Source organism: Nonomuraea sp. NPDC050394 (genome assembly GCF_044459065.1).
Taxonomy (GTDB): domain Bacteria; phylum Actinomycetota; class Actinomycetes; order Streptosporangiales; family Streptosporangiaceae; genus Nonomuraea.
Genome location: NZ_JBITIO010000004.1, coordinates 694,652 through 710,177 on the forward strand (window position 1 = coordinate 694,652; position 15,526 = coordinate 710,177).

The following is a 15,526-nucleotide window of genomic DNA, read 5'->3' on the forward strand; positions in this document are numbered from 1 at the left end:
ACATGGTCATCGGCTCCAGGACACCCCGCAGGGAAGACGCGCGACTTCTGACGGGCACGGGCCGGTTCGTGGGCGCGGTGCGCCTGCCCGGCATGGTCCACGCGTTCGTGGTCAGGAGTCCGATCGCGCACGGCCGCCTGCTCGGCTGCGCGGCGGACGCGGTGCGCGGCCTCGACGGCGTGCTGGACGTGATCACCGCCCGCGAGGCCCCCGGCGCCACGCTCCCCTGCGTCACCGTCGCCCCCGGCCAGGCCCAGACCAGCTACCCGGTGCTCGACGACACGCTCCGCTACGTCGGCCAGCCGGTGGCCCTGGTCGTGGCCCGGACTCCCGAACTCGCCCGCGACGCCGCCGACCTCATCGACCTGGACCTCGCCGAACTGCCGCCCGTCGTGGACCTCGGCGAGGGCGTGGTGGTCACCGACTTCACGCTGGGTGACGCCGACGCGCTGGAGGCCGAAGCGGCTCACGTCGTGGAGATGTCCTTCCGGTACGGCAGGGCCGCGCCGTACGCCATGGAGCCCCGCGGCGTCGTGGCCCACCACACCGACGGCAACCTCACGCTGTGGACCGCCACCCAGGCCCCGCACCACGTCCGCGACCACGCGGCGCACGCGCTCGGCCTCACGCTCGACCGCATCCGGGTGGTGGCCGGCGACACCGGCGGCGGCTTCGGCTCCAAGGAGCACCTGTACCCGGACGAGGCGCTGGTGTGCCTGGCGGCGATGCGGCTGGGCCGCCCGGTGGCCTGGGCGGAGACACCGGGCGACCGGCTGGTGGCGTCGCTGCCGGCGCGGTCGGCGGCGCACCGGGCCCGGCTGGCCCTGGACGCGGACGGGCGGTTCGTGGCGATCCACGCGGACGTGCTCGGCGACCTGGGCGCGCACCCCTCCAACGTGGGCACCTCGCCGTTCGCGGTGACCGCTTCGATGCTGCCGGGACCGTACCGGTTCGAGCGCGCGGGGGCGCGGCTGCGGTGCGTGCTCACCAACACCGTGCCGACCGGCTCCTACCGCGGCTTCGGCATGCCGGAGGCGGCGATGACCAGGGAGCGGCTGATCGACGAGGCGGCCAGGCGGCTCGGCCTGGACCCCGTCGAGCTGCGGCTGCGCAACCTGATCGGCCCGGAGGAACTGCCCTACACCAGCCGGATGGGCCAGGCCTACGACTCGGGCGACTACCCGGGCGCGCTGCGCGCCCTGTGCGAGCTGGTCGAGGCGCCCGCCAAGGACGACGGGCGGCGGCGCGGCGTCGGGTACTCCTGCCAGGTCGAGGGCACCGGCCTCGGCCCGTCGGAGGCGATGCGGCGGATGGGCATGCGGGCGGGCGGGTTCGAGACCGCGGTGGTGCGCATGGAGCCGGACGCCTCGGTGGTCGTGTCCGCGGGCGTGGCCGGGATGGGACAGGGCATCGAGACGACGCTGGCGCAGATCGCCGCCGAGCGCGTCGGGGTGCCCCTGGCGGGCGTGCGGGTGGTGCTGGGTGACACGGCGGCGACGCCGTACTCGGGGATCGGCTCGATCGCGAGCCGGTCGCTGGTCGTCGGCGGCGGCGCGCTACGGCAGGCGGCCGACCGGCTCAAGGAACGCCTCCTCGCGCTGGCCGCGCACCGGCTGGAGGCGGCGCCGGAGGACCTGGAGCTGGTCGACGCCACGGTGCGGGTGAAGGGCGATCCCCGCGCGGCGCTGACCTTGCGGGAGATCGCCACGCACGCCTGGCGCGGCTGGGACCTGCCGGAGGGCTTCTCGCCCGGCCTGGAGGAGCGTGCGTCCTACGACCCGCCGGACACCACCTACGCCTACGGCGCGCACGCGGCGGCGGTGGCCGTCGACCCGGAGACGGGGAAGGTCGAGGTGGAGGGCTACTGGGCGGTCGCCGACTCCGGTGTGGTCGTCAACCCGGCCATCGTCGAGGGCCAGCTGGCCGGCGGCATCGCGCAGAGCATCGGGATGGCGCTGACCGAGGAGGTCGTCTACACGGCGGACGGGCAGCCGGGCGCCATGTATCTGACGCCGACGGTGCGCGACGTGCCGGACATCACGGTGGTGCTGCGCAGTTCCCCGTCGCCGATCACGCCGGGCGGCATGAAGGGCGCCGGGGAGTCGGGCACGATCGGGCCGCCCGCGGCGATCGCCAACGCGGTCGCCGCGGCACTGCCCGAGGTCGCCGAGCGGGTGACGCGCACCCCGATGACGCCCGAGGTGGTGTGGGGCTGGCTCAGCCCGCCACGGTGACCTGCGGGCCGGGGGCGTCCTCGTCGTCGAGGTCGATCTCGACGCCCATCTCGTCGGCGATGCGCATGGCCTCCTCGATGAGGGTCTCCACGATCTGCGACTCGGGGACGGTCTTGATGACCTCGCCCTTGACGAAGATCTGGCCCTTGCCGTTGCCGGAGGCGACGCCGAGGTCGGCCTCGCGGGCCTCGCCGGGACCGTTGACGACGCAGCCCATGACGGCCACGCGCAGCGGCACCTTCATGCCCTCAAGACCGGCCTGGACCTGCTCGGCCAGCGTGTAGACGTCGACCTGGGCGCGGCCGCAGGACGGGCAGGAGACGATCTCCAGGCCGCGCTCGCGCAGCCCGAGCGACTCCAGGATCTGGGCGCCGACCTTGACCTCCTCGACCGGAGGAGCCGACAGCGAGACGCGGATGGTGTCGCCGATGCCCTCGGCCAGCAGCGCGCCGAAGGCGACCGCCGACTTGATCGTGCCCTGGAAGGCGGGCCCGGCCTCGGTGACGCCGAGGTGGAGCGGGTAGTCGCACCTCTGGGCGAGCAGCCGGTAGGCGTTGATCATCACGACCGGGTCGTTGTGCTTGACCGAGATCTTGATGTCGCGGAAGCCGTGCTCCTCGAACAGTGAGCATTCCCACAGCGCGGACTCGACCAGCGCCTCGGGGGTGGCCTTGCCGTACTTCTGCAGGAGGCGGGGGTCGAGCGAACCGGCGTTGACGCCGATGCGGATCGGGGTGCCCGTCTCGGCGGCGGCCTTGGCGATCTCACCGACCTTGTCGTCGAACTTCTTGATGTTGCCCGGGTTGACGCGCACCGCCGCGCAGCCCGCGTCGATGGCGGCGAAGACGTACTTCGGCTGGAAGTGGATGTCGGCGATGACCGGGATCTGCGACTTCTTGGCGATGATGGGCAGGGCCTCGGCGTCGTCCTGCGACGGCACCGCGACGCGGACGATCTGGCAGCCCGAGGCGGTCAGCTCGGCGATCTGCTGCAGGGTCGCGTTGATGTCGGCGGTGACCGTGGTCGTCATCGACTGCACGGATACCGGCGCGTCGCCGCCCACCGGCACGTTGCCGACCATGATCTGGCGGGAGTGCCGGCGTTCGGCGAGCGGCTTCGGGCGGACCGTCGGAATGCCGAGTGCTACAGAAGTCACGGGACCCAGTCTAGGCAACGCCGGTGAGCTCACCGGCACGTGTACGGGCCCAGGCGTCGGCGGCGAGCACTTCCTCGACCGAGTCGGCCGGGGTGACCTGGTGTTCCGCGACGACGTCGGCCACGGTGTCCACGATCGCCAGGAACGGCAGCGCGCCGCGCATGAAGGCGTCCACGCAGACCTCGTTGGCCGCGTTGTAGACGGCCGGGGCGGTGCCTCCCTCGGTGCCGACGTGCCTGGCCAGCTCGACGCTGGGGAACGCCTCGTTGTCGAGCGGCTCGAAGGTCCAGGTGTGGGCGGTGCTCCAGTCGACCGGCCGGGCGGCGCCGTCGACGCGGTGGGGGTGGCCGAGCGCCAGCGCGATCGGCAGGCGCATGTCGGGCGGGCTGGCCTGGGCGATGGTGGAGCCGTCCACGTACTCGACCATGGAGTGGATGATCGACTGCGGGTGGACGACGACCTCGATGCGCTCGAAGCCGATGTCGAACAGCAGGTGCGCCTCGATGACCTCCAGACCCTTGTTGACCAGGGTCGCGGAGTTGATGGTGATGACCGGCCCCATCGACCAGGTGGGATGGGCGAGGGCCATCTCGGGGGTGACGCCGGTGAGCTCGGCGCGCCGCCTGCCGCGGAACGGCCCGCCGGACGCGGTGACGATGAGCTTGCGGACCGCCTCGGGGTCGTACCCGGAGGGTCCCGAGGCCCACAGCGACTGCTGCAGCGCCGAGTGCTCGGAGTCGACCGGCACGATCTGGCCTGGCTTGGCCCGCCGCTTGACCAGGGGTCCGCCGATGATCAGGGATTCCTTGTTGGCCAGGGCGAGCGTGCGCCCGGCGTCGAGCGCGGCCAGCGTGGAGGTCAGGCCGAGGGCGCCGGTGATGCCGTTGAGCACCAGCGGCGTGGCGCCCGGAGCCCAGGCCGCCCCGGGCAGGTCGCCGGACCCGCTGGGCGTCCAGGTGGCGACCTCGGCGACGCCCTCGGGCCCGGCCAGCACCTCGGGCCGAACGCCGCGCGCCGCCAGCGCCTCCTGCAGCTCCGGTACGGCCGCCGCGTCGGCCACCGCGACCGCCTCGACCCCGAACCGGGCGGCCTGCTCGGCCAGCAGGCCGGCTCTGCCGCCCCCGGCCGCCAGCGCCACCACGTGGAAGCCGGCCGGGTGGGCGGCGATCACGTCGAGCGCTTGGGTGCCGATCGAGCCGGTGGAGCCGAGGACGACGACGGGGCGGGAGATGTCTGCGTGCACGGCTCCATTGTCCCGCCCGGGAGGGCCGCCCCGCTCACCAGTTGGTGAAAGCGCCGTCCGGGCCGCGCAGATGGGGCCGCTCCGCGGCGACGGCCCGGTATCGGCGGGCGGCGTCCCGGTCGATGTCCACCCCGATACCGGGAATTTCGGATATCTCCACGCGGCCGGCGTGGATCTTCGGCCGGGCGGTGAACAGCGCGTCGATCTCGGGCTCCGGCTGCTCCTGGTGCTCCTGGATCGCCGCGTTCGGGCAGGCGAGGTTGAGGTGGAGCGAGGAGGCCGCGGTGACGGGACCGAGCGGGTTGTGGGTGGCGAGCTTGACGTAGTGGGCCTCGCACATGGCCGCGATCTTCTTGGCCTCGGTCAGCCCCGCCGCCACGCCCACGTCGACCCGGGCGTAGTCGATCAGGTCGGCCTCCACCAGGCGCTGGAACTCCCACTTGGAGCCGAACTGCTCGCCGGCCGCGAGCGGCGCCGCCGTACGGGAGCGGAGCATGCGGTAGGCGTCCGGGCCCTCACTGCGCAGCGGGTCCTCCACGAAGTACGGCCGCGCCGCCTCGATCTCCCTGCACAGGGTGAGCGCCTCCGGCGGGTCGAGCCGGGTGTGGACGTCGAGTATGAGCTCCACCTCGTCCCCGACCGCCGCCCTGACCTGGTGGAACAGCTCGATCCCCGCCCGCATGGAGGCGCGCTGGTCCAGGACGCCGTCCGGCGCGTGGGGCACGGCGAAGCGCAGGTGCCCCCAGCCTTCCGCGACCAGGTCCCGGGCCTTGGCCAGGAAGCGCCCGCGGTCGTGGTAGTCGTCGCCCAGGTGGATGTAGGCGGGCACGTGGTCGCGTACGCGGCCGCCGAGCAGTTCGTAGACGGGCACGCCGAGGGCCTTGCCCTTGATGTCCCAGAGCGCCACGTCCACCGCGGCGATGGCCGCCGACACGAAGCGGTCGGCCGGGAAGAAGCCGCGGCGGAACATGACCTGCCAGAGGTGCTCGATCCTGGCCGGGTCCTCGCCGACGAGCAGTTCGCCGAGGTGCTCGATGGCGCCGGCGACGGCCTTCTGGCGCGAGCGGATGCCCACCTCGCCGATGCCGTGCAGGCCCTCGTCGGTATCCAGGACCAGCAGCATCATGCTGTCGCCGTGGTCGGGCAGGGTCAGCACTTCCCAGCCGGTGATCTTCACTCGTGCTCCTATGAAAACGTTCCCGAGAATCTCAAGAACGCATCATGACATCTCCGCTTAATCTGCAAAAGATCTGGATTTATCACTCTTGACGCATGGCGGTAACGTTTGCAAGCATCCTGGCTACCAACGAAGAGGAGGCCGGAGTGGCGGTAACCATCAAGGAAGTGGCGAGCGCCGCCGGGGTCTCCGTCTCGACCGTCTCGCGTGCCTTCACCGCGCCCGACCAGGTGCAGCCACAGACGCTGCAGCGCATCCTCGACGCGGCGTCCAAGCTCGGCTACGCGCCCAACCCGGCCGCCCGCTCCCTTCGCGGCGGCAGGACCGGCTCGCTCGGGCTGATCATCCCCGACATAAACAACCCGTTCTTCCCGCCGATCTTCAAGGCCATGCAGGCCAGGGCCCGGCGCCAGGGGTACACGATCCTGGCCGCCGACACCGACGAGCGGGAGTTCGACGAGCTCGAGACCATCGCCACCGTCTCCAAAAGGGTCGACGGCCTGGTGCTCTGGGCGTCCATGCTCGGCGAGGACCGGCTGCGCGAGCTGGCGGCGGAGATCCCGCTCGTGCTGGTCAACCGGCACGTCGAGGGCATCCCCGAGCTGCGCATCTCGCTGGCGGCCGGCATCTCGCAGGCCGCCGAGCACCTCAAGGCCTACGGCCACACCCGCTGCGTGTTCGTCAACGGCTCGCGACCCGAGCTCGAACGCGGCAAGTCCATCAGGGAGTCGTTCGAGGCGCACGAGCTCTCGCTCGCCGAGCTCGGCCCCTACGAGCCCCGCTTCGAGACCGGCGTGCACGCCGCGACCCTGGTCGCCTCCGGCGACGCCACGGCCGTCGTCGCGCACAACGACCTGGTCGCCCTCGGCGTGCTCCACCAGCTCGCCAAGCTCGACGTCAAGGTCCCCGGCGCCGTCAGCGTGATCGGCATCGACGACACGCTGCTCGCCGCCACGTCCACCCCCTCGCTGACCACGATCAGGATCTCCGCCGACGAGGTCGCCACCCAGGCCGCCGACCTGCTCATCGACACGATCGCGGGCAGGGGCGGGGGGCGCGTGGTGGAGATCGGCTCGCGCCTGATCCCGCGCGCCTCCACGGGGCCCGCCCCGCGCTGAACCCCACCTCCCGGAGGTACGGCGTTCGCCGTACCTCTATCCCCACCTGCCCCAACGCGGGAGAGTCATCATGAAACACACCGCCGCCCTTCTCGGCTGCGCCGTCCTCGCCACGGCGCTCGCGGCGTGCGGATCACCCAGCGCCGACGACGGCGCGGTCGTGATCCGCGTGCAGGGCATGCCGCCCGCCACGGACAAGCCCGGCCTCGCCCAGTTCAAGACGATGGTCGCGGACTTCGAGCGGCAGAACCCCGGCATCAAGGTGCAGGGCTCGACGACCGCCTTCGACCCGCTGACGTTCTCCGCCAAGCTGGCCGGCGGGCGGGCCGAGGAGGTCATCAAGGTCCCCCTGACCGAGCCGCAGGGCCTCATCGCGCGCAGGCAGGTACAGCCGCTGACCGCCGAGCTCGGCAAGTGGGCGCACTACAAGGAGTTCAACCCGCAGGTCCTGCAGCCGCTCAGCGACGGCTCCGGCCAGGTGTACGGCGTGCCGCAGGCCCCCTTCGCCCAGGGCCTGGTCTACAACCGCGAGCTGTTCACCAAGGCCGGGCTCGACCCGGACAAGCCCCCCGCCACCTGGCAGGAGGTACGCGCGGCCGCCAAGCGGATCGCCGGGAAGACGGGCAAGGCCGGCTTCGTCCACGAGTCGAAGAGCAACCAGGGCGGCTGGCAGCTCACGATGCTCACCTACACCCACGGCGGCGAGATCGAGAAGGACAGCGGCGGCAAGTACGTCGCCGCCTTCAACGCCGAGCCCGCGAAGAAGGCGCTGACCCTGCTCAAGGAGATGCGCTGGAGCGACGACTCGATGGGCAGCAACCAGCTCAACGACCAGAACGACGTCATCAAGCGCTTCGCCGCCGGCGAGATCGGCATGTACATGGGCACGCCGGGCACCTACCGCCTGGCCAAGATGACCTACGGCATGGAGAACACCGACGCGTTCGGCATCGGCCCGCTCCCCCAGGCCGGCGGCAAGGCCACGCTGACCGGCGGCGACGTCTACCTGGTGCCCAAGTCGGTGAGCAAGGAGAAGGCCGCGGCGGCGGTGAAGTGGCTGCTGTTCGCCTACGCCCAGCCCGCCTACGACCCGGCCGCGGCGGCGGAGCGGGCCAAGCAGCTCGCCGCCGATCCCGAGTCGGCGGTGGGCGTGCCGACCCTGCCGATGTTCGACGCCGCCCAGCAGGCCAAGATCGACGAGGCGGTCAAGCCGCACGTGAACGTCAAGCTTGAGCACTTCGCGCCCTGGCTGGAGGGCACGCCCGCGCTCACGCTCAAGCCCGAGCCGCCCGTGCAGGCCCAGCAGGTCTACGCGGTGCTCGACACGGTCGTGCAGGCGGTGCTCACCGACAAGGACGCCGACGTCGACGCGCTGCTGGCCAAGGCGGAGACCGACGTGAACGCCAAGCTCGCCGCCGCCCAGCGATGATCCGCAAGAACACGCTCACGGCACTGGTCTTCCTGGTGCCCGCGCTCATCGTCTTCGGCGCCTTCTCCTGGTGGCCGATCGTGCGCGGGCTGCTGATCAGCTTCCAGAGCACCAACCTGGTCGACCCCGCCGAGTGGGTGGGACTGGCCAACTTCACCGCCCTGTTCGCCGACCCGCTGCTGGGCATCTCGATCCGCAACACCCTGCTGTTCGTCGGGCTGGCGCTGCTGATCGGCTTCCCGGCCCCGCTGGTGCTGGCCACGGTCATGGCCACGGTACGGCGGGCGGCCGGCCTCTACCGGTTCCTCGTCTACCTGCCGGTCGTCATCCCCCCGGTGGTGGCGATCCTGCTGTGGAAGTGGTTCTACGACCCCGGGCACGGCCTGTTCAACGAGCTGTTCGGCCTGGTCGGCCTGGGACCGTTCCCGTGGCTGGACTCGCCCGGCAGCGCGATGCTCAGCCTGGTGCTCCAGTCGACGTGGGCGGGGATGGGCGGCGCCGTCCTCATCTACCTGGCGGCCATCGTCGGCATCCCCTCGGAGCTGTACGAGGCCGCCCAGATGGACGGCGCCTCCATCCGCGCCCGGATCTGGCACATCACGCTGCCGCAGCTGCGCCCGGTCATCGGGCTGCTGCTGCTCATGCAGCTCATCACCACCATGCAGGTGTTCACCGAGCCGTACGTCTTCACCGGCGGCGGCCCGGAGAACTCCACCCTGACCGTCCTGCTGCTGATCTTCCGCTACGCCTTCCAGGACGGCGCCTACGGCCAGGCGGCCGCGCTGTCGCTGCTGCTGGCGGTCGTCCTGGGCATCCTGTCCGCGGTCTACCTGCGGGCCACCCGGAGCTGGAGCGCCTCATGATGATCTCGCCGGTGGAGGAGCGGCGGCCGGCCGTACGGGCGGCGCTGCGCTCGATCCAGTGGGTCACGCTCGGCCTGCTGGTGGCGCTGGGGATCGGGCCGCTCTACATGACGGTCAAGGGGGCGATCTCGCCTTCGGCCGACCTGATCGCCAAGCCGCTGGAGTTGTGGCCGGCCGACCCGCGCCCGGAGAACTTCGCCACCGCCTGGGCCGATCTGGGTGTCGGCGGGTACCTGCTCAACACGCTGCAGGTCGTCGGCGGGGCGTGGGCGGTGCAGTTGTTCGTGGCGGTCACCGCCGGGTTCGCGCTGTCGGTGCTGCGGCCCCGGTTCGGCCGGTACGTGTACGGGGCGATCCTGGCCACGATGTTCGTCCCCTACACGGTCTCGATGGTCAGCCTGTTCATGACCGTCATCGACCTGGGGCTGGTCGACACCTACTGGGCCATCTGGCTGCCGGCGGGCGCGAGCGCGTTCAACGTGCTGCTGGCCAAGCGCTTCTTCGACGCGCTGCCCGCCGAGCTGTTCGCGGCGGCGCGCATCGACGGGGCTACCACCTGGCAGCTGCTCACCAAGATCGTGCTGCCGATGAGCCGGCCGATCGTGGCGGTCATCAGCCTGCTGGCCGTCATGCACAGCTGGAAGGACTTCATCTGGCCCCTCGTGGCCATCACCGACCCGGAGAAGCAGCCGATCAGCGTCGCGCTGGCCAACCTGGCCGAGCAGGCGCCGCAGGACGAGCTGATCGCCGCCATGGCGATGGCGCTCGCCCCGCCGGTGCTGGTCTTCCTGGTCTTCCAGAAGTACATCGTCGCCGGTCTGGGATTCACCGGCGTCAAGGGCTGACAACTCGCGAAAGGCACCCCCATGCCGGAAATCTCACCCCTGCCGGAAATCTCACGACGCAACGCCCTGCAGATCGCGGGCGCGGCCGCCATCGCACCCGCCGCCGCCGTCGCACCCGCCCTCGCACCGGCGCCCGCGCGGGCGAGCACCGCGCCGATCACGATCGAGGCCGACGGCATCGCGCTGACCGCCGGGACCGACGGCTCGATCATGGTCAGCGACGGCACCGACCGGATCAAGCTCACCCACTTCATGATCAAGGACAGTGTCTTGGGGCAGCAGCGCACCTTCGGCGGCACGCCCTCCCTGATCACCGTGGACGGTCGGCAGGCCATCCAGATCGCCTACGTCATGTCCGCCTCCGCGCAGGCGGTCACGGTGCGCGGGATCTTCACGGTCGCCGCCCGCCGGGCCCGCCTGCGCTGGGAGGTCTCCGGCACTACCACGCTCACCCCGACCGGCTACATGTTCGCCAGGACCCTGCTGGCGCCCTCCGCGCCCGAGCGCTACGTGCCCGCGACCAAGTGGACGCGCGATCCTCGGGGCGGCGTGCCGTACGAGATCAATGACGGCGCGCTCTACCAGGAGACGTGGAGCGACACGCAGGCCTACTTCCGGCTGGCCAAGACCACGCCCGGCTTCACGAACGCGAGCTGGATCCACGCCCCCGCCGGCGCCGACGGCGCCACCGAGGTCGAGCTGGTGCTCGGCGCGATGCGTCCGGCCGCCGCCAACGCGCTGGGCGCCGGCGCGCCGCTCAGCGTCGACGTCTGGAGCGAACAGCCCTTCGGCCTGTACGGCAGCGCCGCCCCCATGACGCTGAAGGCCCAGGTCGTGAACGGCGCCGCCGTACCACGGCAGGTGACGCTGACCTGGTGGGCCCGCGACTTCGACGGCGGGCAGGCCGGCGGCGGCACCCTGAACAGGACCCTCGCGCCCGGCGCCGTCTGGGACGAGTCGTTCACCGTCGCGGGAGCCCCGCAGGGCATCGTCTTCACCGAGGTTAAGGCGGTCGCCGGGACCGACGAGGTGTTCGCCCGCACCAACCTGGCCACGCTCAAGGATCACACCTACCGGCCCGAGGGCCGCTTCGGCATCGCGAACTACACGTGGATGCTCGTCCCGGACAAGGCGGCGGTCGGGCAGCTGATGAAGAAGATCGGCGTCAAGTCGGTGCGCATCGCCTACGACGGCGCGCCCGGCCTGTCCCCCGCCGAGCTCGACGCCCTCGGCATCCCGCACAACGTGCAACTCGGCGGCGTCATCTTCAACGGCACGCCCGAACAGATCACCAAGTGGGCCGACGAGAAGGCGGCGATCGCCCGCGCCTCCGGCGCCCGCTACTTCGAGGTGGCCAACGAGCTCAACCAGCCGTGGATGTCCGGCCAGAAGGCGGCCGAGTACGTGCGCGACGGGCTCAAGCCGATCCACGACCGCCTGAACGGCTCCGGCATCAAGCTCATGAACTGCGGCCTCGGCGGCATGGACGTCAACTGGACCGCGAACTTCCACAAGGCGGGCGGCTGGCCGCTCATCGACGTCTTCGCCTTCCACCCGGGGCGCGGCAACTTCACCCCGGACTACGCGCCGCCGCCGTCGGAGTGGCAGCAGGGCGAGAACGGTACGTACTGGAACTTCCTCGGCGCGCTGCGCGAGGCGCGCAGGACCGTCGACGCGCACGGCGGCGGCAAGGAGCTCTGGCTGACCGAGGCGTACGCCTGCACCCGGCCCAACCGCTGGTGGAACGACAACCACCGGCAGGCGGCCGAGAACACGCTGCTCACGCTGGCCCTGGCGGTCTCGGAGGGGGTGGACGGCGTGAACTGGTACCAGCCCCACGACAGCACGATCCACCACCCGCAGGAGGCCGACCCGAACAACGCCGAGTACCACTTCGGCCTCATGAACCGCGACACCAGCGTCAAGGCGGCCCTGCTGGCCTACGCCACCGCCACCAGGACGCTGGAGGGCGCCAGGTTCGTCAAGTGGATGACGTTCAAGGACAACCAGGTCAAGGGCCTGCGGTTCGACGGGTTCGCCATCCTGTGGACCCGCAAGGACGGCTACCACCTGAACGCCGACCACGGCCCCGACCAGTGGTACCCGCACAAGGAGGCGTGGGTGGACCACTGGCCGACCAAGACGCGGCTCACCGTGGCGGCCAAGGGGGCGCACGTGCGCGTCGTGGACTGCATCGGCCGCGAGAGCCGGGTCCCGGTGAAGAACGGCAAGGTGACGCTGACCCTGGACGGCGCGCCCCGCATCTACTACGGATTGTGCTAATGCGACAAGAAACCATAAAAGCTGACATCACGGTGATCGGCGGAGGACTGGCCGGAACCTGCGCCGCCATCGCCGCCGCCCGCCTCGGCCGCACCGTCGCCCTGGTCAACAACCGGCCGGTGCTCGGCGGCAACTCCAGCAGCGAGGTCCGCGTCTGGGTCTGCGGCGCCACCGGCCACGGCAAGAACCACCACGCCCGCGAGGGCGGCATCATGGGCGAGTTGTTCGTCGAGAACCAGTACCGCAACCCGCACGGCAACCCCTACTTCTGGGACACCACGATCCTCGACGCCGTCCGCGCCGAGCCGAACCTCTCGGTCTTCCTCAACACCGACGTGCGCCACGTCACCGCAAGCCCCGGCGGCATCGCGTCGGTCACCGGCTGGATGATGGGCTCGGAGCGGGAGATCACCTTCGACTCCGGGCTCTTCCTCGACTGCACCGGCGACGGCCTGGTCGGCCACCTCGCCGGCGCGAGCCACCGCATCGGACGCGAGGGCCGCGAGGAGTACGGCGAGCCGTGGGCACCCGAGGTCCCCGACGACATCACGCTCGGCAGCACGCTGCTCTTCTACACCAAGGACGCGGGCGAGCCCGTCCGCTACGTCCCGCCGGACTTCGCCAAGGACATCACCCAGACCTCCATCCCCGAGCGCCGCATCATCAAGGCCGGCGACAACGGCTGCGCCTACTGGTGGATCGAGTTCGGCGGCGAACTCGACACCGTCCACGACAACGACCGCATCCGCGACGAGCTCTGGTCGGTCATCTACGGCATCTGGGACCACATCAAGAACTCGGGCCAGTTCGACGCCGACACGATGACGCTCGAATGGGTGGGCGCGCTGCCGGGCAAGCGCGAGTACCGCCGCCTGCTCGGCGACTACGTGCTCACCCAGCACGACGTGCTCGGCCAGACGCCGTTCGATGATCGCGTCGCCTTCGGCGGCTGGTCCATCGACCTGCACCCGCCGCAGGGCATGTACGCCGCCGAGGCCGGGGCCAGGCAGCAGTACGCCGACGGTATCTACCACATCCCCTACCGCTCGCTCTACTCGGCCGACGTGCCCAACCTGCTCATGGCCGGCCGCAACATCTCCGCCTCGCACGTGGCCTTCGGCTCCACCCGCGTCATGGCCACCTGCGCGACGATCGGCCAGGCGGCGGGCACCGCCGCCGCCCTGTGCGCGGCGACGGGCGCGCGACCGCGCGACCTGCCGGTCGCCGACCTGCAGCGCACCCTGCTGCGCGAGGACGCCTCCGTCGTCGGCCTGCGCTACGACGATCCGGCCGACCTCTGCGGTACGGCCGCCGCCACCGCGTCCGGCACCCTCACGCGGCTCGTGGCCGACACGCCCCAGGAGGCGTGGCGGCTCGACGCCGACGCCGGGATCGTGCTGCCGGTGGACCCGTCGCTCACCGGCGTACGGCTGCTACTCGACGCCGACGGGGACACCACGCTCACCGTCGAGCTGCACGACCCGGTGCTCGGCCAGAACTACGTGCCGCGCGAGCTGGTCGCCACCCGGGAGATCGCGCTCGCCGCGGGCGAGAAGCAGTGGGCGGAGCTGGGCCTGGACTGGCAGCCAGGGACAGCGCGCAACGCGTTCCTGCTGGTCAAGGCCAATCCGCTGGTGTCCCTGCACGTGGCGGACCAGGCCACGCCCGGCGTGCTGTGCTTCACGCGGGTACCGCTGCCGCCCCACGCCGAGTCGCCGCAGCCGCTGCGGGAGTGGAGTGATCGCGGGTTGCTGCGCCGTACCTTCTGCCTGGAGACGGGGACGACGCGGGCCTTCGCGCCGGACAAGGCGCTCGACGGCTACCAGCGCCCCTACGCCGGGCCGCACATGTGGGTCTCGGCCACGCTGCCCGCCGAGCTGGAGCTGCGCTGGCCGGAGCCGGTGACGATCGCGCGGGTGGAGGTCATCGCCGACGACGACGTCAACGAGGATCTGATCAACCTGCATCATCACCGCACGCCGTTCGAGATCATCCCGACGCTCGTGCGCGACTACCGCGTCGAGGCGCTCGTCGGCGGGCAGTGGCGGCAGGTCGCCGAGACCCGCGGCAACCGCCGCAGGCGGATCGCGCACCCGCTGCCCGAGCCCGTGACGGCGGAGGGGCTGCGGATCGTCGTCGAGGCGTCGAACGGGGCGCCCTCGGCGCACCTGATCGCGGTCAGGGCCTACTGATGAAGGGCCCGCTGATGGAGGGCAAGCTGATGGAGCGTGTGCTGGTGACCGGCGCCGCGGGGCGGATCGGGCGGTCGGTGCTCGGCCTGCTGGAGTCGCGGGGGGTCGAGGCGGTCGCGCTGGAACGTTCGGACCCCGGCGACCTGCCCGCCGCGCGGGTGGTGACCGGCGACGCGACCGATCCCGCGGCGGTCGGGCAGGCGCTGGACGGCGTGGACGCGGTGATCCACCTCGCCGCCATCGCCACGCCGGAGTGGCTGCCCGCCGAGCAGGTGTTCGGGCTGAACACGCTGGCCACCTTCACCGTGCTGGAGCAGGCCGGGCTGGCGGGGGTGCGCCGGGTGTGCCTGGCCAGCTCGATGGCGGCCGACGGGGTGCCGTTCGCGGCGCGTGAGCTGCATCCGGCCTATGTGCCGGTGGACGAGCGGCTGCCGTCGCAGTCCGAGGACCCCTACGCGCTGTCCAAGCAGGTGGACGAGCTGACCGCGGCGACGATGGCGCGGCGGCACGGGATGGGGATCGTGGCGTTGCGCCTGCCGTACGTGGGCGGGTTCGATGAGCGGCTCGACGCGTTCGCCGCGCGCTGCGCCGCCGACCCCGGCGCGCACGCCCGCGGCTACTGGGCCTACCTGGAGACGCGCGACGCCGCCCGCGCGTGCGTGCTGGCCCTGGGGGTGCCGGGTCCCGGCGTGGAGGTGGTGAACGTCTGCGCGCCCGAGACGATGGCGAAGGAGCCGACCGAGGACCTGCTGCGCCGCTACCACCCCGACGCGGAGGTACGCGCTCCGCTGCCCGGCCGGACGGTCCCGGTGGACCTGTCGAGGGCGGAGCGGCTGCTGGGTTTCACGGCCGAATACCGGCTACAGATGTGACACCAGATAATAGACGGCATTAATGCCCGAATATCGCTATATCTGTTCGCGTAAATCTTGAGAAATAGTGATATTGGCACCGCTACCTTCCAACCCCAGGTCCGGTTTCGGGAG

General features: G+C 71.4%; 11 protein-coding genes. 8 read left to right on the plus strand and 3 right to left on the minus strand.

Annotation, left to right across the window (positions count from 1 at the left end):
• Positions 1-2: 2 nt before the first annotated feature.
• Positions 3-2,234 carry a xanthine dehydrogenase family protein molybdopterin-binding subunit gene (locus ACIBKY_RS20715; RefSeq protein WP_397098342.1) on the plus strand — a complete coding sequence of 744 codons (2,232 nt, stop codon included), beginning with the start codon at positions 3-5 and terminating at the stop codon, positions 2,232-2,234.
• Here ACIBKY_RS20715 and ispG read toward each other — a convergent pair.
• From ispG to ACIBKY_RS20730, 3 genes are read right to left on the minus strand one after another with little or no spacing between them, the layout of a single operon-like run.
• Positions 2,218-3,390 carry a flavodoxin-dependent (E)-4-hydroxy-3-methylbut-2-enyl-diphosphate synthase gene (gene ispG / locus ACIBKY_RS20720; RefSeq protein ID WP_397098344.1) on the minus strand — a complete coding sequence of 391 codons (1,173 nt, stop codon included), beginning with the start codon at positions 3,388-3,390 and terminating at the stop codon, positions 2,218-2,220. The two genes, ACIBKY_RS20715 and ispG, sit on opposite strands and share 17 nt — an antisense overlap.
• Positions 3,391-3,400: 10 nt before the next feature.
• The gene (gene dxr / locus ACIBKY_RS20725) at positions 3,401-4,633 is read right to left on the minus strand and encodes a 1-deoxy-D-xylulose-5-phosphate reductoisomerase (protein ID WP_397098346.1); all 1,233 of its coding nucleotides are present in this window, start codon (positions 4,631-4,633) and stop codon (positions 3,401-3,403) included.
• A 34-nt stretch (positions 4,634-4,667) separates the two neighbouring features.
• Entirely contained in the window at positions 4,668-5,810 is a 1,143-nt protein-coding gene (locus ACIBKY_RS20730) for a mandelate racemase/muconate lactonizing enzyme family protein (RefSeq protein ID WP_397098348.1), read from the minus strand.
• A gap of 146 nt (positions 5,811-5,956) precedes the next feature.
• Here ACIBKY_RS20730 and ACIBKY_RS20735 point away from each other — a divergent pair, with 146 nt between their 5' ends.
• The 7 genes from ACIBKY_RS20735 (at position 5,957) to ACIBKY_RS20765 (ending at position 15,412) form a co-directional block, all read left to right on the plus strand.
• Positions 5,957-6,928 (plus strand): LacI family DNA-binding transcriptional regulator, encoded by a 972-nt coding sequence (locus tag ACIBKY_RS20735; protein WP_397098350.1) that lies wholly within the window; start codon positions 5,957-5,959, stop codon positions 6,926-6,928.
• Positions 6,929-6,998: 70 nt separating this feature from the next.
• The gene (locus ACIBKY_RS20740) at positions 6,999-8,357 is read left to right on the plus strand and encodes an ABC transporter substrate-binding protein (protein WP_397098352.1); all 1,359 of its coding nucleotides are present in this window, start codon (positions 6,999-7,001) and stop codon (positions 8,355-8,357) included.
• Positions 8,354-9,220, plus strand: coding sequence for a carbohydrate ABC transporter permease (locus tag ACIBKY_RS20745; RefSeq protein WP_397098354.1), 867 nt, complete (start codon positions 8,354-8,356; stop codon positions 9,218-9,220). Before ACIBKY_RS20740 ends, ACIBKY_RS20745 begins: the two co-directional genes overlap by 4 nt.
• Positions 9,217-10,065: a carbohydrate ABC transporter permease gene (locus tag ACIBKY_RS20750; RefSeq protein WP_379620524.1), complete on the plus strand. Its 849-nt coding sequence runs from the start codon at positions 9,217-9,219 to the stop codon at positions 10,063-10,065. The genes ACIBKY_RS20745 and ACIBKY_RS20750 overlap by 4 nt, the downstream gene beginning before the upstream one ends.
• Positions 10,066-10,086: 21 nt before the next feature.
• Positions 10,087-12,348 carry a hypothetical protein gene (locus ACIBKY_RS20755; RefSeq protein WP_397098356.1) on the plus strand — a complete coding sequence of 754 codons (2,262 nt, stop codon included), beginning with the start codon at positions 10,087-10,089 and terminating at the stop codon, positions 12,346-12,348.
• On the plus strand, positions 12,348-14,540 hold the full coding sequence (locus tag ACIBKY_RS20760) for an FAD-dependent oxidoreductase (protein ID WP_397098357.1): 2,193 nt from the start codon (positions 12,348-12,350) through the stop codon (positions 14,538-14,540). The genes ACIBKY_RS20755 and ACIBKY_RS20760 overlap by 1 nt, the downstream gene beginning before the upstream one ends.
• Positions 14,540-15,412, plus strand: a complete 873-nt coding sequence (locus ACIBKY_RS20765) for an NAD-dependent epimerase/dehydratase family protein (RefSeq protein ID WP_397098359.1) — start codon at positions 14,540-14,542, stop codon at positions 15,410-15,412. Before ACIBKY_RS20760 ends, ACIBKY_RS20765 begins: the two co-directional genes overlap by 1 nt.
• Positions 15,413-15,526: the final 114 nt, after the last annotated feature.